Source organism: Bdellovibrio sp. KM01 (assembly GCF_013752535.1).
Lineage (GTDB): Bacteria > Bdellovibrionota > Bdellovibrionia > Bdellovibrionales > Bdellovibrionaceae > Bdellovibrio.
Map to the genome: position 1 here is coordinate 2,090,878 of NZ_CP058348.1, position 22,359 is coordinate 2,113,236.

Below are 22,359 nucleotides of genomic sequence, written 5' to 3' on the forward strand. Positions count from 1 at the left end.
AAACATCGGCTTTTTTATTCTAATTTACTCTAAAGAGTTAATTAGTTGTTGCCTGGGAAAAACCAGCAAAGAGGGCGCGTGCCAACAGTCTCACGAGGAGCGTAGCAAGAACCTTGTTTGTAGTCTGTGTCGCTTAGGCGATCAGAAACTGCAACTGGGCACAAAGCACCTTGGAAATATGTATCCAAGCGGCATTGAGTTTTAGGGTGAGAGTCGTCAGTGCGACGAACCACAGTTTTATCTGGAGTGTCGAACTTAGGAGCTACTTTATCTTTAGAAAGATCCATGAATAGGTTAGCTACTTGCTGACCAGCTTCAGAGATTCTTTGGCAGATAAGTTGGTCTGCTGTGTTGTGGTATTGAGTTTCGCAAGCTGCTTTAGCAACTGGATCGATAGTCAAACCAGCTACGATAGCTGCGTTGTCGTCTTCAGCGAAGAACAAACGAAGACATTTCAAAGATGCGAAATAGTCAGAAGCACCTTCGTTAGATGCCCATGCACCACCGTACCAAGAATCGATTTTAGGCGCGCCAGCATTGTGGTGACCCATTTCGTGGCAGGCAACCAAAGCCATACCTTCTACACCGATAGTTTTATGACGAGCCAAACCACCGTACATATTAAGGATACGTGTGTTGCCTTGGCGTTGAGCTGAAGCATTCACAGTACCATCTGTCCATAGACGGTTGATTTTCAATTTGTCACCAGCAGCAGTGATTTCTGGTGTATAGATTTTCTCCATACGATCCATAACCATCATGAACTGCTCTTGTGTGATCCCGCCGGTTTGGAACAAACCTACTGGAATATACATAGAGTTCTCTGGTACGAACCCGTGGCAACCTTCTTCTGTGCGTTCTGTGTTGAATGTGAAACCTACAGTTGCGATCAATGCAACTACGGCCAATCCACGACGTAGCGTTGTGTTTGTCATGACTACTTCCCCTCCTTGAGTCTAGACGTTGGAAAAATGCTACCCTTAAGTCGCGGACAATTACAAATATAAAACTTTAGTCCTGTCGCATAGCAATAAAAAATCCTACGTCCGTTGGAAGGTCGAGTCCTGCTTTTCAAGGACATTCATGAGGATTTTGACCTCATCAAAATGCGAGTAAAGAAATCGGTAAAATACTTCGATAAAGAAACCAACAAGGGAGTCTTGTTTATGAACGGTTTGAAATCTTGGTTTCGTGGCATTCGTGGAAAGTTATTGTTCTCTGCTTGTTTGCCTGTTGTTGCATTCACTATGATGACATTTGTTGCGTTACGTAGCACCAACAAGCTGGGCGATATGCTCAACACGGCTTACACAGACATCGTCCCTAATATGGATGCCCTGGGCCAACTAGCGATGCAACGTGCTCGCGTGGGTTATTTCTTTTGGGCTGCAGTCGGTCTGCACGGTGAATCCCGCACTAAGTTTATCAAAAAGACTGAAGATGCATGGCAAGACTTCAAAGAAGCCCAAGAGTACTACGAGAAAACTCCATTTGGCGAAGTTGAAGGTAAAAACTATCAAATCGTAAAAGATAATAAAGCGACATTTTATAAAGTCACTGAGGCCCTAACGGAAGCCCTTCGCAAAGACACTCCTGAAGTGGATGAAAAAGTTCGCGCCTCTTTAAATGGTGGCGAATGGCATCTTTTGGCTCTGCAAGTTCAAAAAATGTCAGAGCAAAACTTTAAATATTACCAAGAGATGGCAACTGAACAAAATGCGCAACAAGTAAAAGACCGTAAAGCTTTGACACAAATGTTGGTCTTGATTGCGGCGATGAGTATCTTTGCTCTGTTCGGCATCTTAATGTGGATTGCCTACAAGGTATCCAACACCGTTAGCAGCATCGCAAACAAACTGACTGATTCTGGAAACCAAGTTTCTTCAGCAATCACTCAGCTTTCCGTGGCAGGCCAAACTCTTTCGACGGCTTCCACTGAATCTGCCGCTTCCTTAGAGGAGACCGTGGCTTCCTTAGAAGAAATGTCTTCTATGGTTAAAATGAATTCTGATAACGCCAAACAAGCAGCGACTTTATCGCAGTCTTCAAAAGATTCTGCAGAGGAAGGTCAACGCGAAATGGCTGCCTTGATTCAATCGATGCAAGGTATTTCTCAATCTTCCAAAAAAATCGAAGAGATTATCAACGTGATCGACGATATCGCCTTCCAAACGAACCTTTTAGCCCTAAACGCAGCGGTTGAAGCTGCGCGTGCGGGTGAACAAGGTAAGGGTTTCGCCGTGGTTGCGGAAGCCGTGCGTACTTTGGCGCAACGTTCCGCAGTTGCAGCGAAAGACATCTCAACACTTATTAAAGACAGCGTTGAGCAAGTTGAAACCGGTGCAAAAGTCGCCGACCGTTCTGCTGAAGTTTTAAACACAATTGTGACTTCCGTTAAAAAGGTTTCAGACCTTAATAATGAAATCTCGGCGGCAAGTACGGAGCAAACAACTGGTATTTCTCAGATTTCTCAGGCCATGAATCAATTAGATGCAGGTGTTCAAGGCAATGCAGCTTCCTCTGAGGAAATCGCGGCGTCATCTGAAGAAATCTCTGCCCAAGCTGATCTTATGAGTAAATTGGTTGCTGACTTAAACCTTGTAGTGACTGGGAACAGTGAGATTCAGGGGGAGCGCTCCGTTGCATCAACCGCTCCACAAAGAAATGCAAGCGGTGGGAAAGTCGTGCAATTTAAAACAAAGCCGGCACCAACAGCTAAAGCCGCAAAGTCCCCTGCCCCTAAAAAGGCACAAGGCGGCGCAGCAGCCGATATGATCCCTTTTGACGATGAAGGTCCACGGGGCAAAGTCGGCACTACGGACGGCTTTTAATCCGTTGCAGTATTTCTAGATTTCGGGCTATCTTTACGGGGCATGAAAATTCCATTTAATCTGCCCCCGCATAGCCACAACGAAGAGAAATATATTTCTCAAGCCATCGCCAATCGTAAATTATCTGGCGAAGGTGCCTTTAATAAAAAAGTCGTTGAGTGGTTTAAGAATCATCTGAAATGTGAAATGGCCGTCATCACTCCTAGCTGTACTTCTGCTTTGGAGATGGCGATGGTTCTTGCTGACATCGGCCCGGGTGACGAAGTCATCTTGCCTTCTTATACATTTACTTCCACGGCTAACGTTATTGCCCTTTATGGGGCGACTCCTGTTTTCGTTGATATCGATCCGAAGACTATGAATATGGACGTGGCTGCAATGGAAAAAGCAATCACTCCTAAAACCAAAGCGGTTATGCCGGTTCACTATGCGGGTATATCCTGCGAAATGGATCGCATCATGGCTTTGTCTGAAAAACACGGCTTTATTGTCGTGGCCGATGCAGCTCAAGCGATTTTCTCTAATTATAAGGGAAAACCTACGGGAGCTTGGGGCCATATGGCGGCTTACAGCTTTCACGAAACGAAAAACATCGTGTGCGGCGAAGGTGGTGCTTTAGTTATTAATGATAAACGTTTCGTTGCGCGCGCTGAAGTCGTGCGCGACAAAGGAACGAATCGTCAGCAGTTCTTAAATGGTCAAGTGGATAAATACACTTGGCAGGACAAGGGGTCTTCGTATCTGCAATCAGAATTGGCTGTAGCCTTCTTGTTTGCGCAACTGGAAGAGGGTGAAAAAATCACCGCTCACCGTGTAGCGCACTGGAATCAGTACCACCAAGGTTTTGCTGATTTGGAAAAACAAGGTCACCTATCTCGCATGCAAGTACCTGGCGACTGCCAAACGAATGCGCATATCTATTACTTCTTATGCAAAAACCCTGAAGAGCGCGCAAAACTTTGGTCTTTCCTTAAAGAAAAAGACATTCAATCGACAACTCACTATGTACCCCTTCACTCAGCTCCTGCCGGCATTAAATATGGCCGAGTAGCGGGCTCTATGAAGGTGACGGATGATTTGGCGAACCGCCTGCTGCGTATGCCGATGTACGAAGATCTTAAAAAAGAAGAAGTAGCATTCGTGATCAATCAGGTTCACGAATTCTATAAAAACCAATAGGATCTTTTCGCCATGAAACCAGTCCGACTTCTGCATGCAATACATTCTTTTTCATGGGGCGGACTGGAGCTTTACTCCACAGAACTTATTATTAAACTTCAGGCGACTCATGTTGAACAATGGGTTTTGTGCTTTGAAGGCTCGCGCATTGCCAAGGAATTAAAAGCTGCTGGCGTGCGTACGATTGAAACGACTGGCAAAAAGATTTCTAAACTCAACGAAGCGGGTCTGATTCGCGGAGCGATTCGCAAACACGACATCACTCACCTGCACTCGCATACTCGTATCGACATGTGGGCCGCTTGTGTGGCTCGCTGGTTTAACAAAGACATCAAACACGTTTATAATCTGTATATGAATGCCATCCCTAAGCGGGATTTCGTGCATAGAGCTTTATTTCGCCGCGTGGATGCCCTGTGCAGTTCTTCTGAAGATATTTTGAAGGACGTTAAAAGGAATTTTCCGATTGATCCATCAAAGTTAAAGCTAGTCCGTTATGGGCGCGACACGGATAGGTTCGTTCCCTCCCCGGCGCTTCGCGAACAAATTCGCGAAAAGTTTGCGGTTCAAAAAGATCAAATGGTGATCGGAACCCTTTGCCGTATCGATGCGGGCAAGGGCGTTCGCGAACTGGTGGAGTCTTTGGACTATCTTCCTGACGAAGACCTTAAAAATGTACAGATCTGGGTTATTGGGGATCGTACGGTTTTGGGCCAAAGCGATAAGGGCGAAGTTATCTACGAGCCTGAATCTCAGGCTTTGTATGATTGGATGCTGGCTCGTGCCCAGTCAGATCGCTTGAAAAATCACCTGCACCATATTTCTTTTCAGCGCGAGTACATTCCTTATATCGATGCATTGGATATCTTTGCCCTGGCATCTTATAACGAAACTTATTCTTTAAGCGTGATTGATGCGATGATGATGGGGAAGCCCGTGATCGGCACTAATGCGGGTGGAACTCCGGAACAAGTCGGTGGCAGCGAGCGTGGAGTTCTAGCCGAACCACGCTCTGGACAAGCGTTGGCAGATTGCATTCGCTATTACCTTATGCATCCCGATAAAGCGCTAAAGCACGGCGAAAAAGGTCGTGATTGGGCTTTGCACAACCACAACTGGCCGAATACACTAAAGCACTTCATCGAGCTTTATCAGAAGCTTTAAGCCACTAACCGTTGCCATCCCCAAGCTCATAACCCGCCATAATGCATTGGTGAGTATCTTGATTGTAAAGGAAGTCCACTGTAACGGAGGCACAAGAGTAATCTCCCTTTTCAATTTTTGACTTACAAGCATCGTAGTTTGCCCCGTTGAAAAAAGCTCTTTCGATCAGAAGTCCAGAAACCAATTCAACAACTTTTACAGTCGCTGAATGAGTGATTTCACCATCGCCCGATACTTGTCTGGAATATGATGTTGCCCAATTACTGCACTCTTTTTGTGAGCTGGCTGGAAGGACTTTTACTGCCGCCTGCGCAGAAATACCTGCAAACATAATCGCCGCTAAAATTACTTTCTTCATAGAATTCTCCTTGTTTGATTTGTTGTGAGCCCAATATAGAAGAATATTTCCGACCGTGCTGATTAAAGTGAAAGGACCCACAGGATAGCGGTGCCTTATGGTCACCACCATGAAGTATTTGTCTTTCGACCAGCCACACCCTACCGCTCACGGGCACATGCCGAACACAACTTGGCAAGCAAAATGAAAAAAGCCTGTTTCATCAGAAATGACAGGCTTTGAATTTTGATAATTCGCAATGAGTGAAAATCTAAGAGACTCCGAGAGCTCGGAGTCCTTGGACGACGATGACAACTAAGACATAGGCGACGACGTTAAACGCTATCAGTTGGCCCACGGCCATTTTGATAGAGCCGCTTTCACGGGCTTGAATTGCGACGGTAGTCATACACTGAAGCGCGATCATAAAGAATATCATAAGCCCGATCACACTGCTGATCGTAAAGACTTTCTGACCGTCTTTATTGACCGCCTCGCTCATTTGCGTGAGGAGTGATTGTTGTTGAGTGTCTTCGTTGTCGTCAGCAACGTTGAACGTTACTGCCAATGATGAAACGAATACTTCTCGAGCAGCGAAGGCAGAAATCAAGCCCACACCGACGCGCCAGTCAACTCCCATTGGAGCAACGACGGGTTCGATCACTTTACCCAATTGACCGGCATATGACTGCTCAAGCTTGTCATGGGCATTTTCGTTATTGTAGTTCGGGAAGTTTGTTCCGACCCAAATGATCACCGCAAACACGAAGATCATAGGACCAGCGCGCTTTACGTAGTTCATCGTACGAGTCAAAGACTGACGAAGAAGAACGCGGAACTTAGGACGGCGGTAAATTGGAAGCTCCATCATAAAGAACGAGTTGTCGTTATGCGGAAGGAACTTATTCACGATCCCAGCAGCCAAGCCACCGACAAACAATGAACCAAGATACAAGGATGCAAACACGATCCCCGCCATCAACGCCGACTCTCCGTGGAATAGGAACGCAATCAATAAAGCATAGACCGGCAAACGAGCCGAACACTGCATCAGTGGAATCACGAATGAGGTGATCCAACGATCACGCGCTGAAGAGATATTGCGAGTTGCGATGATGGCTGGAACTGCACACGCAAAACCAGACAAAATTGGAACGAAAGAACGACCACTCATACCCAAAGCCGAGAACGGACGATCAATCAATGTCGCCGCACGCGCCAAGTAACCAGAGCTTTCCAGCAAACCGATACCAAAGAACAAAATGAAAATCTGCGGAACGAACACCAGGACGGCACCGAAACTTGAGACCACGCCGTTTGCCAGGAAGTCTGCCCACAAAGTTCCAGGTCCTAAATCGTTTACGACTTTGTTTAAGAAGCTAAAACCTTGATCCACGTAATCCATGAAGGGTGCCGCCAACCAGAAGATGGAAGAAAACAGCGCACTCATGATCACCAGGAACATGATCAAACCAAATGTTGGGTGCAACAAAAGGCGATCGATCTTTTCGGTTTTCTCGACAATCTTTTTAAGACGAACTTCAGGATGATCCGTTTTATGAGAAAGAGCTTCCTTCGCAATGCGATCGCACTCTTTCATTTTCAAATCTAATTCATCAAAGTCCCATACGCGGGGACGTTTTGGGAAAGAATCGAGGGAAACATTTTTAGCCGCTTCCACGATTTCAAGCAATCCCCCCGCCAGCAGTCCATCGAATTGGATCACTGGACAGCCCAGGGTTTTACGCAGGTATTCCATGTCGATCTCGATACCTTCTTTGCGTAAAAGATCGGCCATCGTGATCACGACGATCATGGGGAATCCGGTTTCTTTCACCTGCAAAGCCAGTTGCAAATGTCGAGACAACTGCGTTCCATCCAGAACAACTACGATGGCAGTCGCTTCGCCGAATTCAGGATTTTCATAGATTGATTTAATGGTAACGACTTCGTCGGCACTCTTAGGATGAAGACTGTAAGTTCCTGGAGTGTCCATCGCAAGGATACCGTGCCCCAAATGCGGAGCAAGCTTGCCCAAAGAGTACTCAACCGTCGCACCCGGATAGTTCACAGTTTTAAAACGCGAACCCGTAAGCCAGTTATAGAGAGTTGTTTTTCCAGAATTCGGCGCACCGACCAGAGCGATCACACGTTCTTCACTGCCTGCGGCAGCAATGTTTACGCTTTCAACGTCACTTGGGCACATGCTGCCTCCTCATTACGTAAAGCCAAAAAGCTGGTTTTAAAACGAACTAACAACGGACCACCGAATGGTGCTCTGCCCAGAATCGTTAATTCCATACCAGAACGCAGTCCCATTTCATGAAGACGTTCACGCAAGAGATGCTCCCCGTCTATCTTCAGGATTTCAACGGTCTGACCCGGCTTTAATTTGGCGTCTAACAAAGTCATTTTTCCCTCTGAGAATGCGCGAATTACTAGTTAAAGTTATACCCCCGCAAATGGTAGTTCTTTACCCCCAGGTCCAGGCATTGAAAACCAGTTGATAATGGATTTCATTCCAGCCCCCGTGGAGGCCACCTAAAATGAGGCCCGTTCGAAGACAATGGTCGTGATTTTGAACCCTTAGATTAAGTTCCCCCCTTTAAACCCGATCTGAAAATAGATGCTATTTAAAGCCAAAACCACCCTTGTTGCCGGCTTCTTGTTCTTTGCTTCTGTTGCACCAGCGGCGGAGCTGTTCTATGCACCAGGCTTTTGCGATCCCAAAGCTTTGACCGTTTTTGTTCAAAACAAATCTGCAGAACCGGAAAAATGGTGGACCCAGGTTCACGAAAACGGTGTGATCAAAGAGGGTTATCAAGAACTCGACGCGAAATCAGAAATGAAATTAGCGGGAGCTGATTTCCTGCCCGATAAGCGTGGTTTTTCAGTGAAAGCGGCGACGGCGAATGCTTTACGTTTTACTTTAACTTGCGACTCGCAAAAGGTTCTGCTGAGTTCAACGACATCACCTCAAGTAACACATTACCTCCCTGCGAACACTTCGACGGTTAAACTTTCACTGTTAAACCTTTACTTGAACTCGAATGATCTCTCATTAAAAGCCTTTGATAGCACGGGTTTGCTGCTAGAAGAAAAGTCCCTGCACTTTACAAAGCATTATGAAACAACGAACTTAAAGTGGAACTTGAATCGCGCGGTTTCCAGAGTGGAAATTACGGCTCCGAATCGTTTTCATTCCGAAGTTTTTTACGGTGACGACGACAAGCAAAGTCCTCCCCTGGTGTTGGCGCCAGTCAGATTACCAGCGGATATTTCCAAAAAGTACTTCCTGATCTCAACCAAGACTCCCAGTGAAAATGGATCCTTTGTGATTGGTCTGGATGATGAAGAGACGATCACTACCGCTCGCGAACAAATCCGTCGCCCTGAACTTGAAAAGATCATCGTGGCGCGAATTGCTTTAGGGCTTGGTCCAGTTGCGAACCGAAACTTTCAGGCCCGCGATAAAGCGCCTTATTCGTGGAACGTGACGTATGTGGATGCCTTTGGGGATTTTGCGCACATCGATTGTGATGGCAACCCCGATCTGGTCGAAGAACGCCTGCAACAGCGTTTAAACGAAGGCGGTCGTATTTGTTTTTGGCGCTACCGTGTGGTGCGTGAGCTGACTCCGCTTGAAGTGAGCTCAGGGATTTTATCTAAACCTTAAGGCTATTTTCCGACGGCTGTCGAAGCGCCCTGACCTTGAGTTTCCTCAACTGAAACCACGACTTTTTGCACGCCGTATTTTTTGAATTCCGCAAAAAACTCTTCTGCTAAAATCTTTGAGAGATTTTCCACGCTGGTATTCGTAACTGGCAGCAAGATCACTTCGTTTAACGGGAAAACATAAAAACGATCACGGAAAGTCACTTCCAGGGACTTATCCGTTTTTTTGAATTTCATGTCAGGATGATTTTGCGGCAAAAGGACGATTTCATCCCACACATCCAAGCGCGCCTTGATGAATTTCTTAAAGACATTGAAATCCATAAAATAGCCGTCCGAGTGCTGAGATTCGTCAGCCGGGGCATTGATGTCGACTTTGACCTGATAATTGTGGCCATGAAGCTTTTCCGCATGCGTTTCATCAAAAATCAGAAAGTGCGCTGCTGAAAATTTGAAATTTTGCTTGGCCAAATGCAAGGTGGTCGTAGACATATCTCTCCCTAGTGGTTATATCCATAGCATGAAATTCGAACTGAAGCAGCATTTTCAAATTGAATCCGCCCGTTTCCTACCCCATTTACCAGCAAGTCATCCTTGTTCGCGCATGCACGGACACAGTTTTAAGATTGTACTGACTCTTGTTGGCCCCTTGGATGAAAAAATTGGATGGGTCATCGATTATAACGACATTCAAGCTGCGATGAAACCGATTCTGGAACAGATCGATCACCGAGTTTTAAACGAAGTGCCGGGCCTGGAAAATCCCACATCAGAGTTGCTGGCAAAGTGGATCTTTGATCACGCTAAAAAAGCGCTCCCGATTTTGACTCGTGTTTCAGTCGCGGAAACGCCACTGACCGAATGTGCCTACCCCGCATAAGGACTGGTCTAGAACCGTCATTTGACAGTTTTTCCCTTTAGAATCGCTCGCTCCACCTTGTAGAATAAATTCTGAGATGGAGTGAGCTTTTTGTTTTTAAAGGAATCGATTTTATTCAGCCTTTTAGTTTTGAGCTTAGGAGTGTCGGCACAACCGAACACACCGGCAAAACGTAACAAGAAGACACCGGTCACGATCACCTCGCAGCCGGTACTCACTCCATCGAAAACTTCTCCTCCACCAACACCGCATCCATCCCCGACACCGACTGGTGTTTCTGCAGCCGAAAGCGCAAGATCCGAAGCCACTAAGAAAGCTATCAAAAGGGAATACGAAAACTCACTGCAAGTCGGTATGCTTTTAAAAACTTTGAAAGCCACAACTTCGGGAGCGGGTGATAATCACAACGTGGCTCTGGATCCGAATACTCCGCCGGGTTATGCCCTTGGTTATTCCAATCGACCCTTGGGTATATCCTTAGAAGCGAACGTTGCTTACGGGGCTGCTCGCGCGGATAAAGTGGCGACTTCGGCTGAGGACTATCAACTTCGTTATTTCAATGGCCGCTTAGGGGCTGAGTTTATTTATCAACGCTATCAAGGTTTCAATCAAAGCCCCACCGCTGATGCCAACAATGACGGCTTTATCACCGCCGACGAATATTCGTTGCCGGATTTAAAAATTTCGATGCTGCAGTCGCAGTTTGAGTGGGCTTATTATGGCGTGAGTGCCTTGGAAGCTTTTGGTCCTAACTGGAAAAAGCCCGCTGTGGATGGTTTGGCTTTTTATGCGCTGATGAGTCTGTCGCAAGTTGAAATTGAAAATCCCACTCCGTTCTTGCCGCAAAGTACGCCTGCCGATTACGGCGAAGATGCTACTTTGGTGAAAGGGAAATATCAGAGTATGGCCGTGGGCCTCGGGTCTTCTTATGTGTGGCAGTGGACAAGATTTTATGTTGCGATTTTCGGCAGCGCTCAGGCGGGTCCGCAAAAACAAGTTTACGAAACAACATCCACTCGCTGGGATAATTTAAAATACACGTGGTGGGTTCAAGCCAAGATGGCCATCGGTTATGACTGGGGTCCGTGGTATGTCAGCATCATCGGTCATACTCAGCCTGTGAACGTCGATTTAAAAACGATGGATATGTCGTTCTTCTCACAAGCCGCCGGTTTGTATGTAGGCTCCCGCTTTTAAGGTGCCAGGTCCTGTTTACGTATGCACCGCAGAACCGCTGCGGTTCCGCACTGCATTCCGAAAAGGGAACTGTTACTTGATTAACGAAGCATTCACTTTAACGGAAGGTCCCAGGTTCAACTGGGCGCCGAATTTCTCGCGGAAGGCTGGTGGGTAAAGCATCACGATGGTGGAACCCATACGGAACATCCCCAACTCATCGCCACGTTTTACCGTCAATGCAGGAGTGTACTTTTTGTGTTGATACTCCGGCTCGCCCGCTTGGTTTCCGCGGATTTTTTCGTCAAAGCTTAGAACGATGTGACCTACGTTAGTAGCACCTACGAACACGACGCCCACGGGTCCCATGTCTGTTTGGATTTCAACCAAAACGCGTTCGTTGATCGAAAACAGGTCTTTAACGTTCGTTGTGCTCCACTCATTTACGGGCCACAACTCCCCTGGCATATAGCGAACATCACTGATGCCGCCATCTACTGGAGAATGCACACGGTGATAGTCCGTTGGGCAAAGATAGTAAGTCATAAAGAACCCACCATCCCATTTTTTATAAGCATCTGGATCCATTGTGAACTCTTTCAGTTCATAAGTGTGACCCTTTGCCTGAATCAGAGTGCCTTTTTCGATTTGTTGTGCTTGCGTGATCACGCTGTCAGCAGGATGTACCGCCCACGCCGAACCCACCGGGCGAATGCCTGGCTTTAATTTACGAATGAAGAACTCGCCAATGCTTGGGTATTGGTTATAGGCTTTTTCAGCGTCCTCAAGGGCGATGTTGTACCACCAGGCAAAACCACGGATAGACAGGTTTGCCCACCATTTAGGCCCTTCAAAGTGCATTATTTTTCCAACCAGACGGCTGAGGCTTCTTTTAGGTAAAATACGAGTGATTGCTGACATATATAAATTATCTAACTGATGTTACCCCCTTTGTCACGACACGAGCTTTCTGATATAAGCTTTGAAAACAAAAAGTTGACCAGTTTGGCTAATAACACAAGCCCGCGAGGTAAAAATGGCGAAGATATTCAATAATATCGAGATTCCTATTGATCAGGATCTTGAAGAGAAACTTCAATGGTTAGTTCCCGAGCATGGGCCCTACCGCATCCTTCGCCAAAGTGTCGACGCCCGTCGCGCTCATTCTCCCCACTTTGTTTATTCGATTGAGGTCGCTGAAAAAGGTGAAACTCTCAACATTCCAGAATTCAATTTAGAAAAAATCGCGACTCCTAGAGAAAAACCCCTGATCGTCGGCACCGGTCCTGCGGGTTTGTTTGCAGCTTTGCGCTTTGTCGAGCGCGGAGTGCCTTGCGTATTGTTCGAGCGCGGATCTGATTCTGGTGCGCGTATGAAGGGCATCAATCAGTACTGGCGTCATGGCAAACTTGATACTCGTAACAACGTTTGCTTTGGTGAAGGTGGCGCGGGTCTTTACTCTGACGGTAAATTGATCACGCGTATTAAATCTCCGCACATTCCTTATGTGATGAATCGGTTGGTGCAATTTGGTGCACCGGCGGAAATTCAATGGTTATCGAATCCTCACGTGGGTTCGGATCGAATTCGTCGTGTGATTCCAAAACTTCGTGAATACTTAAAAGCCAATGGTTGCGAAATCCATTTTAACACTCAGGTGACTGAGATTTTGATGGCAGGTAAGCAAACTGTCGGTGTGCGAACTGAGCACGGCACAGAATTCAAATCTCCGCACGTGATCCTGGCGACGGGTCACTCGGCTGAAGACATGATCAATCACTTGAACGAAATTGGCGTGCATTTGGATGGTAAATCCTTTGCGATGGGTCTGCGTATTGAGCACTCCCAGGCCGAGATCAATAAAATCCAATATCGTCAGTTCTCTGAACATCCTAAATTGGGTGCTGCGAACTATAAGCTTGCGGACCATGACGATAAAACCGGTATCGGTGTTTACTCATTCTGTATGTGCCCAGGTGGATACGTATTATCTGCGGGAACTGAAGAAGACGGTATCGTTTGTAACGGGATGAGTAACTACAACCGTAATTCCCCGTTTGCGAATGCGGCGATTGTGGTGTCTATCGATCATAACAAACTTTTCGGCAATGACGTATTCGGCGGGATGAAACTGCGACGTCAGCTTGAAACTCAAGCTTTGAAATCCGTACGTGAAGCTGGTGGAACGAAAGAATTGCCTGCACAAAATCTTTTGGATTTCCTGGGTGGCACTTCTAAAAAAGGTCCTCGCAACTTGCGTGCGGGCTCTTCTCCTTCAGGTGCAATCAACATCCGTTTGGATGAGATCTTACCGGCACACATGACGAAACGTATTCAGGAAGGTTTGAATAAGTTCAACCGTAACATGAAAGGCTTCGTCGTCGAAGACGCTCAATTGTACGGTATTGAATCCCGTACCAGCTGCCCGGTGCGTGTCACGCGCGATAACGAGTCGTTGGAGAGCGTTTCTCATGCGGGTCTATATCCTGCAGGTGAAGGCGCTGGATACGCTGGCGGAATCACTTCCGCTGCGTGTGACGGAATCAAAATCGCTGAAAAAATCATCGAAAAACTTCAGTAACAAAAGGTGCCAGGACCTGGCACCTTTTTGTTAAACAACAAACGCACTTGATTATGTTGGCTGAGTCCTCAATAATTTTGTTTTAGAGGAGACTTGGAAATGCATATTTTAGGCGTTTTGTTGATTGGCTTTCTGGTAGGACTCGTGGCTCGTTTCTTTATGCCGGGCAAACAGGGCTTGGGCATTATCATGACAACTGTCCTGGGCATCATCGGTGCGGTCGTTGGCACTTATATTGGCCAAGCACTGGGATGGTATGCAGAGGGAGAACCAGCTGGTTTTATTGCATCTGTTTTCGGTGCTATGGTGGTTTTGTTCGTCGCAAAACTGTTATCCAAAAAGTAAGAATAATAGGGTGGAAACGGTAACTTAATGAACCCGCCTCCGCCCTTCTTTTGGCGCCCTAATTGGGCACCTCGACAGCTCGTTTACAATCAGATCACTTATATTCGCTAATACCCCATATTGAGGCGGTATCGCATTTGCTTTAAATCCCCCAAAAGGGATTTAACTATGAAGAAACTGAATTGGGCTTTCTCCATTGCGATAGCTTTGTCGGGCGTCTTGGCGCACGCGGAATCTGACCGACCACTGGGCATTCAGGATGACTCTGTTAAATTGGTGGAGTTACCAAACCAACCTTCCCGTTTGATTTTTGGTGATGGCCGTGAAGCCACGTTGATGGTCTCCAAAGAGGCCGTCGGCCAATACAATCTTCCTTTTAAAATCACTGAAAATGACTGCGCACCTTCGGCGAAAGCTCCGCGCTGCACCTACACAATGAACATGGGCCGAGCCGTGGCAAACTTCCTGTGGACCAAGAATCCCGATGCAAGTCGCCTGGGTCAGCCTTTGAAACTCGTTTATAGTGAAAATCAACAAACCAACATCGGCCCCGAGGATGTTGTTTCGACTGCTTATTCCAAGATCGCTCGCCCGAATGTTCCGAATAGCCTACCTGCCGACACCATCACTTGTGATCAGATGGATTGGCTGCCACAAGGCCAGCAGAATTCGCAAAATGTTGTTATGAAGCTTTGGTCTGGCGAATTCATGACCCAGAACTCGGAATCTGACATGAATGAAAATCAGGCCTTCTTTACTTATGGTGATTTATCATGGCAGCGCCAAGGGAATAAATTAATCCTAAAAAATATCAAACAGCTATCGACGATCATTCTGTTTCCGGCAATGACTGACACTTCAATGATCGTCATGGATGATAGAGGTCAAGAATGCCAGATCTCTAGCGCTGGATCTTTAACGGCACTGCAGGGAGCAGCAAAACTGCCGGCGAACGAAATTACTGAAGTTGCGCCCTCGTATCTGCGAGTAAAAATGATTCCGAATTTTAAATTTTCCTTAGGTTATCCATTGAGCCTTCCTGATGGCGGAAAGATCCTCAAATGAAAAAACTCATAACTCTTTCATTGGTTTTCCTTTTGTCTGCGGCAGCCTCAGCCCAGGAAAAAAGTCTTTCAGATAGCTCTTACTTAAATAAATTAAGTATGGCCTTGCGTGGTTATGCTCCGTCCATGGAAGAGTATTCGAATTTACAAAAAGCCCAATCCGCACCCGGTGGTTCTGCGGCATTCCTGCAAGAGTCTATTCAAAACTATATGCAGACTCCGCACTACCGCGAAAGAATGGTTTTAAGAATAGATGACCTGCTTTTTTTGAAGGCCTCGAGCACAAATCTCGTCCTCAATCCTCCAACCACAGCTAGAAATAATGGATTCCTGGATTACAAACAGCTTTCATCAACTCAAAACCTGTCTCGTGCTATCGCTAAAAACAATCTTTCCTGGGATAAACTATTAACTGGGAAAGACTATACCGTTCCGTATTTTGAAGGCGAAAACTATAATGAGTTGGCGTTCTATGATGGACCTCGTGGAACGAAACAGGATTTAACTTATTCCTTCTTGGATATTAATCCCCCAAGCACACCACCAAAATTCGCAGACATCCATTTTGCAGAAAATGATCCGCGCATTGCGGGCGTTATCACAACTCAACGTTTTTATGCCCGTTATACGACAACCGCTTTAAATAAAAATCGTCGTCGTGCGGCGGCAGTTTTCAGAATTTTCCTTTGTGATCCAATGGCGGCTGCTATCCCTGAGGTTCACGACACTTCGAAACTAAAGGATTTGATTTTCCCAGCGAATGGCCAAGTCAGCGAAAGTCAAGTGCGTGAGATTTTGTCAGACAAGCATGGCACACAAGAAGACTGTATGAAGTGCCACTATAAATTGGATCCGTTGGGAGCTACTTTAAGAGCTAGCCCACTAGTACTGCATGAACGCCCTTCCAGCGGAAGCTTGGTTTATCGCCGTGCGAATGGCGAAATGGTGAATCAGCACGTTGCTGGCGTCGGTGAACTTGCAAAAGTCATCACGGAACAACCTGAGTACGCAGCTTGCCAGGTAGGATATTTCTGGAACTGGTTTATCGGCTCCGATATGCCTAGAACTGCAGAGATCAATCAGGAATTGGTTGCGAAATTCAATCAGCTAAATCGCAAAACAAATGATTTTGTCGCCTACATAGTGAGCCGTCCCGAGTTCCGTCAAAGAAAGCTTTCGACGCCACAAAGTGCGATGGCATCCAATGTTCGCGCGTTCTTGCAACGTTGTGATTCTTGTCACATGAGCCAACAACCTCACCTCCCGCAATTTGCAAAATGGCCAATTGGTGATGCTTGCAGCGCAAAATCTTGGCTTCGTCAAATTTCCAAAGAACTGGATCTTGAACACGGTGGTGAAAACCGCAACATGCCTCCTGAAGATGGTTTCCGTCCATCGAAAGGTGATCTAAAGCTGATTAAGCAATGGATTGAACTGGGCGCCCCAGATGACCAAGGAAAAGTGATGGTGACGCCATGAAAAATATTTTGATGCTTTTATTGTTAATCAGTCCATCTGCACAAGCAGCTTTTGATCAGACGAATACTCGTTACTTGAGCGGCACAGAAGTGGTGGAAAGACTGAACTTATTATTTCCAGCAGCCGTAAAGTATGCGTCGGCCAACAATAATCCAATGTGCGCCATCGGTTCTATAGATCAATCTGCTGCAGGAATTAACACTCCCGCGACAGGACGTTCGATTTATCTCGAGCCCGGCACAGCATTTTTTAACTGGTACAAAAAGTGCTCGGATACATATGTCTATTTTGAATTCTCGACTGTTACTCAGGAAACTGCAAAGCTTCATCTCGGCCCTTTGTATTCTCCCCTCATCGATCTTAATGGGAATACAAATGTTTTCACTCCAGATCAATTGATGGAATTGATCACTTATACTATGGCTCGAATGCTCGGTCCTGACGAGGTCATTCTGGAGTACGGTTACATCAAAGATTGCAACCTGTTCCGCCAAGAGCTCTTAAACAAGGTTAAATATTTCTCGCAGTTGAAAGATTTTTTGCAAACCGTTGAACGTGAGCTCATCAGCCGTGATGAGTTCTTAAGCTACTAAAGAGGAATTTATGAATCGTCGCCATTTTTTAAAAAACAGCGCCAGTCTTTTCGCTCTTAGTGGTCTATCGCAATTGATGCCTGCGATGAGCTGGGCTTTGCAATCACAAGATCAATATTTGCTAACCTTCCATTTAAGTGGTGGTGCTGATGTGAGCTTGGGCCTTGAGCCTTGGACGGCAGAGCAACGCCCGTTGGATACGGACTATTATATTGAATACGGTGTAAATGATCTGGTTCGCGTAAATAACGTTATCTATGGCCCCGCGATGAGCAGTATTAGCAACGTATTGAGCGATTTCTCTGTGATCCGTGGTGTATTCTTGTCTGAATCTGACAACGGTCACCCGGCGGCAGAAGCGATGATGAGAACGGGAAATGGCTCCGCTAAATTTCCAGACTTGGCTATTGAGTTTGCAGCCATGCATGACGAAGACGACAACTTTGGTGTGATTTCTTCTAATCCCCTGGTCCAACTAGATCGCAATGTCATTCAATATAGCATTTATGATCTGGCAAGCATGACTGGTTCTGGCAACCTTAGTTCCGGCTCGTCTCGAGGAGGTGCTTTGGATCGCGCTCGCGAAGAGCTCATCCGAAAATCCGGTCAAATCGATAAGTTTGTAGAACTTCGCAATAAAATTATAGCTGACACGAAAGCTCCATCAGAAATGGCAGCTGTGGCGGCGGCATTTGCAACGGGAGTATCACGATCCGCGAGTTTAAGACCAAACAGTGATCTTGATACGCACTCCGAGCATCCAAGAAATCACCTAACGAAGCAGGCTGCCGTCTGGGAGCAGTTCGCAGCGATGGTGAAAGTTCTAAAAGCTGTACCGACGGCGGATGGACAAAGTCTTTTTGATAAAACGACAATCGTGGCGTTTTCAGAATTCTCTCGTACGCCAGCATTGAATGAAGCGAAGGGAAAAGACCATAACCCATTGACGAACTCAGTGTTGGTGTCTGGACCGGGCTTTAAAAAGAACACTGCGATTGGTGGCAGTCGTATTGTGAATCGCCGTGTCTCTGCTTCGGGTACGCCATATCATGTGGCGGTCCCTGTTGACTTCACTACGGGCCGTGTAGCGACTCGCAGAGATGAATTCTCGATGGGTGAGATGATCACGCCAGAAAACGTGATGGCAACTGTGGCGGACAGCTTGGGCTTAAGCCGCGCGATGTTCGGTTGTGCTCGTCAGAACACGAAATCGATTCGTGGGATTTTAAAATAGAAATGATTTGAAAAAGAAAACGCCGCTGATGAAGCGGCGTTTTTATTTTATAACTAGATTGTTAGATTCAACAGAGAAATGAACTAGCGTTTTTCCCAGGCGATGTTATGGAACGAATGAGCTTTCGTTTCTTGTTCCCCAGAGATCGCATGTGCCGCTGTCAGAAGAACATTGACGCCTGCTAAAATGATAGTCACGTAAACCACTGTTTTTTTGAGTTTGGAGATATTGTTTTTCATACAGGTTTACTAATGCAAACCCAGGGCCGTCATTCAAAGTGGAACGATCCTTCCTCAACTCCGCCCTGTTCGATCTCGGACGTTATATCTCATCTTGAGACAGATAAGTGTTCCATTAATTGCGCTGGACCTGACAAGGATTGCAGGGCGTTTTACCTATTTTACCGAAGGTACTTTTAGAGTTGTACGCCGAATAAAAAAGAGAGTCTTGCGACTCCCTTTCTGATTGGAGAAAGTAAGGCCGTACCTTTACAAGGCCGTACCTTTACACGCCGCACCCCCAAAAGGTACGGCGTACCTTTTAGAGGTTGCGGCGGTATTGGCCGCCTACTTCGTAGAGGGCTGTCGTCATTTGATAAAGGCTGCAGTATTTTGCGGCGTTCATCAATGCGGCGAAGATGTTTCCGCCGTTTAGGACTGTGTCTTTAAGTTTCTTCAAAGCCAATTCACCTTCGGACTCGTGGTCTTTTTGGTATTTATGAACATTGTCGAGCTGTTGGTTTTTTTCTTCATACGAAGCACGGGCCAATTCAATTTTTGGTGGAACGTAGTCCGCCGCCATTGTTTTTGGATCGATGAATGTATTTACGCCGATGATTGGCAATGTGCCATCATGTTTTAGGCGCTCATAGTATAAAGATTCTTCCTGGATCTTAGAACGTTGGTATTGGGTTTCCATGGCACCCAAAACACCACCGCGTTCGTTGATCTTTTTAAACTCGTTTAGAACCGCTTCCTCAACCAGATCCGTTAACTCGTCCATGAAGTAGGAACCCTGCATTGGGTTTTCATTCATCGTCATGCCGAATTCACGGTTGATGATCATTTGGATCGCCATCGCACGACGAACAGATTCCTCTGTCGGTGTTGTGATCGCTTCATCGTAGGCATTCGTGTGCAAGCTGTTGCAATTATCATAGATAGCTAACAAAGCCTGCAATGTTGTACGGATGTCATTGAAATCGATTTCCTGCGCATGCAGAGAACGACCTGATGTCTGGATGTGGTATTTCAATTTTTGAGAACGATCGTTCGCCTTATAAAGGTCACGCATCGCCACCGCCCAAATACGACGAGCGACACGGCCCAAAACTGAATACTCCGGATCTAGACCATTTGAAAAGAAGAATGAAAGATTGGGAGCAAAGTCGTCGACTTTCAAACCACGGGACAGATAGTACTCAACGAACGTGAAACCATTTGAAAGTGTGAATGCCAATTGAGAGATCGGATTCGCACCGGCCTCCGCAATGTGGTAACCCGAAATAGACACAGAATAGAAGTTACGGATTTTTTGCTTAACAAAGTATTCCGCAATGTCGCCCATCATTTTCAAAGCGAAATTGATCGAGAAAATACAAGTGTTTTGACCTTGGTCTTCCTTAAGGATGTCCGCTTGAACCGTTCCACGCACTTGTTGCAATGTCCAGATCGCGATGTCGTTGTATTCTTCAGGAGTGACCTTACGACCCAGTTCTTTTTCTTTCTTTTCAACCTGTTGATCAATCGCCGTGTTGAAATAGAAAGCCAGGATCATCGGTGCGGGACCGTTGATCGTCATGGAAACCGATGTATTGGGATTGATCAAATCAAAGCCTGCGAAAAGCTTTTTCATGTCATCCAAAGTACAAATGCTGACGCCGGACTCCCCGACTTTACCGAAGATATCGGGGCGTTGATCAGGATCTTGTCCGTATAAAGTCACAGAGTCAAAAGCCGTGGACAGACGATGAGCCGTTTCACCCTTAGTCAGGTAATGGAAACGACGGTTCGTTCTTTCTGGAGTACCTTCCCCTGCGAACATACGCTTAGGATCTTCATCGGCACGTTTTAATGGGAATACACCGCCTGTGTATGGGAATTCACCAGGAACGTTTTCAAGTTTCAAATAACGGAATCTATCGCCCCAGTCCTTCATTTTAGGAACTACGACTTTGCGGATTTTTGTACCGCTCAATGATTCACGCACCAATTTTTGGCGAATTTCTTTATCACGAACTTGGAATACCAATTCGTCGCCAGAATAACGCTCCACCAATTGATCGTAATTTTTAAGAGCGTCCAATTCTTCAGCCGTAAAATCAGATTCCAACTGCGACTGAACTTTTTGAACCGTCTCAGCAGGAGTTCCAAGCAAAGGAGCCAGCTTTTGCAAACCACCCAGTTTTGAAGCAACTTCAGCCAGTTCTTCTGTACGTTTCTTGTACTTATGAACTGTGCCCACGATCTCTGCCAGATAGTTTTGACGATCCGGAGAAATGATCCCGTGTTCTTCAGCGGAAAGGATGTTGTTTTTATAAGCGGCATCCACCACCCAGCGTCCCTTTTGTTTTTCCTCCAAAAGATCTGCAATTTTAAAGAATAATTTATTAACGCCGCCATCATTGAACTGAGAGGCCTGAGTCAAGAACACAGGTACTTGAACTTTTTCATCAAAGATCTTGCGAGAGCGTTTGTATTGTTTGGAGACGTCACGAAGAGCGTCCAAAGCGCCGCGACGATCGGCTTTATTCACAGCAATCAAATCTGCGAAGTCGATCATGTCGATTTTTTCAAGCTGTGATTGAGCACCGAAATCTGACGTCATCACGTACATGGACATATCACTGACTTCAGTGATGGCCATATTGCCCTGACCGATACCTGATGTTTCGGCGATGATGAAATCGAAATCAAGCTGGCGGACGAATTTCAAAATCTCTGGCAAGCTGGATGCGATCTCACGACCTGATCCACGGGAAGCCACAGAACGCATGAAGACCTTTGTACGAGACAAAGAGTTCATACGGATACGGTCACCCAGCAAAGAACCACCGGTTTTACGTTTCGATGGGTCCACGCAGACCACGGCGATTTTTTTATCTGGATAAGCATTCAGGTAACGCTGAACCAATTCATCGATAAGTGAAGATTTACCCGCACCACCTGTACCGGTGATACCAAGTACCAAAGGTGGCTGCTTGGCTTTGAAGTTTTCCAAGCCATAGGAAGACAAAGAAACATCTTTGTTGCCATTTTCGATAGCCGTCAAAGCGACACCCAATTCCACAGAAGGAACCGTGTCGCCAGCAAAGATGTTTTTCTTGGTTTTAAATTCTTTTTGTTTTTCCAAAAGATCGAAGTCGCAACCTTTAACGATCATCTCGATCATGCCTTCAAGGCCTAATCTGCGCCCATCATCCGGATGGAAGATTTGCGAAATGCCGTAGGCTTCCAGTTCTTTCTTTTCATCGTAAACGATAACTCCGCCGCCACCGCCATAGATTTGCACATAGCCCGCACCTGCTTCGTTCAAAAGATCACGCATGTATTTGAAGTATTCCATGTGACCGCCCTGGTAAGAGCTAATACACACGCCTTGCGCGCCTTCCTGCAAAACGGCTTTCACCACATCACTGACGGATCTATTGTGACCCAGGTGGATCACTTCCGCGCCCATATCTTGTAAAATACGGCGCATGATATTGATGCTGGCGTCGTGACCGTCGAACAATGCGGCAGCCGTGACAATTCTAACTGGATGCTTTGGAGTATATGCCATGAAAAAACCTTATGTAACATCAGCGAGGATTCTCACCTCGC

20 protein-coding genes are annotated in these 22,359 nt (G+C 46.2%); 12 read left to right on the top strand and 8 right to left on the bottom strand.

Annotation, left to right across the window (positions count from 1 at the left end; all coding sequences use genetic code 11):
- Positions 1-41 precede the first annotated feature (41 nt).
- A complete protein-coding gene (locus tag HW988_RS10260; protein WP_255489930.1) occupies positions 42-935 on the bottom strand; it encodes a hypothetical protein in 894 nt (297 codons plus the stop codon).
- Positions 936-1,106: 171 nt separating this feature from the next.
- Here HW988_RS10260 and HW988_RS10265 point away from each other — a divergent pair, with 171 nt between their 5' ends.
- The 3 genes from HW988_RS10265 to HW988_RS10275 are packed head-to-tail and all read left to right on the top strand — an operon-like array spanning position 1,107 to position 5,174.
- Entirely contained in the window at positions 1,107-2,831 is a 1,725-nt protein-coding gene (locus tag HW988_RS10265; protein WP_255489931.1) for a methyl-accepting chemotaxis protein, read from the top strand.
- 42 nt (positions 2,832-2,873) lie between these two features.
- A complete protein-coding gene (gene rffA / locus HW988_RS10270; RefSeq protein WP_181604196.1) occupies positions 2,874-4,010 on the top strand; it encodes a dTDP-4-amino-4,6-dideoxygalactose transaminase in 1,137 nt (378 codons plus the stop codon).
- A 12-nt stretch (positions 4,011-4,022) separates the two neighbouring features.
- A complete protein-coding gene (locus HW988_RS10275; RefSeq protein WP_181604197.1) occupies positions 4,023-5,174 on the top strand; it encodes a glycosyltransferase family 4 protein in 1,152 nt (383 codons plus the stop codon).
- Positions 5,175-5,178: 4 nt separating this feature from the next.
- Here HW988_RS10275 and HW988_RS10280 read toward each other — a convergent pair whose 3' ends face one another.
- From HW988_RS10280 to HW988_RS10290, 3 genes are all read right to left on the bottom strand, one after another.
- Positions 5,179-5,532: a hypothetical protein gene (locus HW988_RS10280; protein ID WP_181604198.1), complete on the bottom strand. Its 354-nt coding sequence runs from the start codon at positions 5,530-5,532 to the stop codon at positions 5,179-5,181.
- Positions 5,533-5,782: 250 nt separating this feature from the next.
- Complete coding sequence (locus HW988_RS10285) at positions 5,783-7,717, bottom strand: ferrous iron transporter B (RefSeq protein WP_255489932.1); 1,935 nt, start codon at positions 7,715-7,717, stop codon at positions 5,783-5,785.
- Complete coding sequence (locus HW988_RS10290) at positions 7,690-7,923, bottom strand: FeoA family protein (RefSeq protein ID WP_142700413.1); 234 nt, start codon at positions 7,921-7,923, stop codon at positions 7,690-7,692. Before HW988_RS10290 ends, HW988_RS10285 begins: the two co-directional genes overlap by 28 nt.
- 214 nt (positions 7,924-8,137) lie before the next feature.
- Between HW988_RS10290 and HW988_RS10295 the strand changes: the two genes are divergently transcribed.
- Complete coding sequence (locus HW988_RS10295; protein ID WP_181604199.1) at positions 8,138-9,187, top strand: hypothetical protein; 1,050 nt, start codon at positions 8,138-8,140, stop codon at positions 9,185-9,187.
- A 2-nt stretch (positions 9,188-9,189) separates the two neighbouring features.
- Here the strand turns inward: HW988_RS10295 and HW988_RS10300 are convergent, their stop codons facing one another.
- Positions 9,190-9,678: a 6-carboxytetrahydropterin synthase gene (locus HW988_RS10300; protein WP_181604200.1), complete on the bottom strand. Its 489-nt coding sequence runs from the start codon at positions 9,676-9,678 to the stop codon at positions 9,190-9,192.
- Positions 9,679-9,706: 28 nt separating this feature from the next.
- Between HW988_RS10300 and queD the strand changes: the two genes are divergently transcribed.
- Positions 9,707-10,066 carry a 6-carboxytetrahydropterin synthase QueD gene (gene queD / locus HW988_RS10305; RefSeq protein WP_181604201.1) on the top strand — a complete coding sequence of 120 codons (360 nt, stop codon included), beginning with the start codon at positions 9,707-9,709 and terminating at the stop codon, positions 10,064-10,066.
- 81 nt (positions 10,067-10,147) lie between these two features.
- Positions 10,148-11,263 carry a DUF4421 family protein gene (locus HW988_RS10310; RefSeq protein ID WP_220128725.1) on the top strand — a complete coding sequence of 372 codons (1,116 nt, stop codon included), beginning with the start codon at positions 10,148-10,150 and terminating at the stop codon, positions 11,261-11,263.
- A gap of 72 nt (positions 11,264-11,335) precedes the next feature.
- On the opposite strand, the gene asd is transcribed toward HW988_RS10310, so the two are convergent.
- On the bottom strand, positions 11,336-12,163 hold the full coding sequence (gene asd / locus HW988_RS10315) for an archaetidylserine decarboxylase (RefSeq protein WP_255489933.1): 828 nt from the start codon (positions 12,161-12,163) through the stop codon (positions 11,336-11,338).
- A gap of 115 nt (positions 12,164-12,278) precedes the next feature.
- Between asd and HW988_RS10320 the strand changes: the two genes are divergently transcribed.
- The 6 genes from HW988_RS10320 (at position 12,279) to HW988_RS10345 (ending at position 18,538) form a co-directional block, all read left to right on the top strand.
- On the top strand, positions 12,279-13,823 hold the full coding sequence (locus HW988_RS10320; protein ID WP_181604203.1) for an NAD(P)/FAD-dependent oxidoreductase: 1,545 nt from the start codon (positions 12,279-12,281) through the stop codon (positions 13,821-13,823).
- Positions 13,824-13,922: 99 nt separating this feature from the next.
- Positions 13,923-14,168, top strand: a complete 246-nt coding sequence (locus tag HW988_RS10325) for a GlsB/YeaQ/YmgE family stress response membrane protein (protein WP_181604204.1) — start codon at positions 13,923-13,925, stop codon at positions 14,166-14,168.
- A 168-nt stretch (positions 14,169-14,336) separates the two neighbouring features.
- Positions 14,337-15,233, top strand: a complete 897-nt coding sequence (locus tag HW988_RS10330; protein ID WP_181604205.1) for a hypothetical protein — start codon at positions 14,337-14,339, stop codon at positions 15,231-15,233.
- The gene (locus tag HW988_RS10335) at positions 15,230-16,711 is read left to right on the top strand and encodes a DUF1588 domain-containing protein (RefSeq protein WP_181604206.1); all 1,482 of its coding nucleotides are present in this window, start codon (positions 15,230-15,232) and stop codon (positions 16,709-16,711) included. Before HW988_RS10330 ends, HW988_RS10335 begins: the two co-directional genes overlap by 4 nt.
- Positions 16,708-17,304 (top strand): hypothetical protein, encoded by a 597-nt coding sequence (locus HW988_RS10340; protein ID WP_181604207.1) that lies wholly within the window; start codon positions 16,708-16,710, stop codon positions 17,302-17,304. The genes HW988_RS10335 and HW988_RS10340 overlap by 4 nt, the downstream gene beginning before the upstream one ends.
- 10 nt (positions 17,305-17,314) lie before the next feature.
- Positions 17,315-18,538, top strand: a complete 1,224-nt coding sequence (locus tag HW988_RS10345; protein WP_181604208.1) for a DUF1501 domain-containing protein — start codon at positions 17,315-17,317, stop codon at positions 18,536-18,538.
- A gap of 83 nt (positions 18,539-18,621) precedes the next feature.
- Here HW988_RS10345 and HW988_RS10350 read toward each other — a convergent pair whose 3' ends face one another.
- Positions 18,622-18,777 (bottom strand): hypothetical protein, encoded by a 156-nt coding sequence (locus HW988_RS10350; RefSeq protein WP_181604209.1) that lies wholly within the window; start codon positions 18,775-18,777, stop codon positions 18,622-18,624.
- A 301-nt stretch (positions 18,778-19,078) separates the two neighbouring features.
- A complete protein-coding gene (gene icmF, locus HW988_RS10355) occupies positions 19,079-22,318 on the bottom strand; it encodes a fused isobutyryl-CoA mutase/GTPase IcmF (RefSeq protein ID WP_181604210.1) in 3,240 nt (1,079 codons plus the stop codon).
- Positions 22,319-22,359 lie beyond the last annotated feature (41 nt).

Excerpts from the sequence above, each read along its gene's own strand:
- HW988_RS10285 (WP_255489932.1), bottom strand. The coding sequence starts at position 7,717 with ATGTGCCCAAGTGACGTTGAAAGCGTAAACATTGCTGCCGCAGGCAGT.
- HW988_RS10295 (WP_181604199.1), top strand. The coding sequence starts at position 8,138 with ATGCTATTTAAAGCCAAAACCACCCTTGTTGCCGGCTTCTTGTTCTTT.
- HW988_RS10330 (WP_181604205.1), top strand. The coding sequence starts at position 14,337 with ATGAAGAAACTGAATTGGGCTTTCTCCATTGCGATAGCTTTGTCGGGC.
- HW988_RS10335 (WP_181604206.1), top strand. The coding sequence starts at position 15,230 with ATGAAAAAACTCATAACTCTTTCATTGGTTTTCCTTTTGTCTGCGGCA.
- HW988_RS10325 (WP_181604204.1), top strand. The coding sequence starts at position 13,923 with ATGCATATTTTAGGCGTTTTGTTGATTGGCTTTCTGGTAGGACTCGTG.
- HW988_RS10275 (WP_181604197.1), top strand. The coding sequence starts at position 4,023 with ATGAAACCAGTCCGACTTCTGCATGCAATACATTCTTTTTCATGGGGC.
- HW988_RS10260 (WP_255489930.1), bottom strand. The coding sequence starts at position 935 with ATGACAAACACAACGCTACGTCGTGGATTGGCCGTAGTTGCATTGATC.
- HW988_RS10300 (WP_181604200.1), bottom strand. The coding sequence starts at position 9,678 with ATGTCTACGACCACCTTGCATTTGGCCAAGCAAAATTTCAAATTTTCA.
- queD (WP_181604201.1), top strand. The coding sequence starts at position 9,707 with ATGAAATTCGAACTGAAGCAGCATTTTCAAATTGAATCCGCCCGTTTC.
- HW988_RS10280 (WP_181604198.1), bottom strand. The coding sequence starts at position 5,532 with ATGAAGAAAGTAATTTTAGCGGCGATTATGTTTGCAGGTATTTCTGCG.
- icmF (WP_181604210.1), bottom strand. The coding sequence starts at position 22,318 with ATGGCATATACTCCAAAGCATCCAGTTAGAATTGTCACGGCTGCCGCA.
- HW988_RS10265 (WP_255489931.1), top strand. The coding sequence starts at position 1,107 with ATGCGAGTAAAGAAATCGGTAAAATACTTCGATAAAGAAACCAACAAG.
- HW988_RS10345 (WP_181604208.1), top strand. The coding sequence starts at position 17,315 with ATGAATCGTCGCCATTTTTTAAAAAACAGCGCCAGTCTTTTCGCTCTT.
- HW988_RS10350 (WP_181604209.1), bottom strand. The coding sequence starts at position 18,777 with ATGAAAAACAATATCTCCAAACTCAAAAAAACAGTGGTTTACGTGACT.
- asd (WP_255489933.1), bottom strand. The coding sequence starts at position 12,163 with ATGTCAGCAATCACTCGTATTTTACCTAAAAGAAGCCTCAGCCGTCTG.
- rffA (WP_181604196.1), top strand. The coding sequence starts at position 2,874 with ATGAAAATTCCATTTAATCTGCCCCCGCATAGCCACAACGAAGAGAAA.
- HW988_RS10320 (WP_181604203.1), top strand. The coding sequence starts at position 12,279 with ATGGCGAAGATATTCAATAATATCGAGATTCCTATTGATCAGGATCTT.
- HW988_RS10340 (WP_181604207.1), top strand. The coding sequence starts at position 16,708 with ATGAAAAATATTTTGATGCTTTTATTGTTAATCAGTCCATCTGCACAA.
- HW988_RS10290 (WP_142700413.1), bottom strand. The coding sequence starts at position 7,923 with ATGACTTTGTTAGACGCCAAATTAAAGCCGGGTCAGACCGTTGAAATC.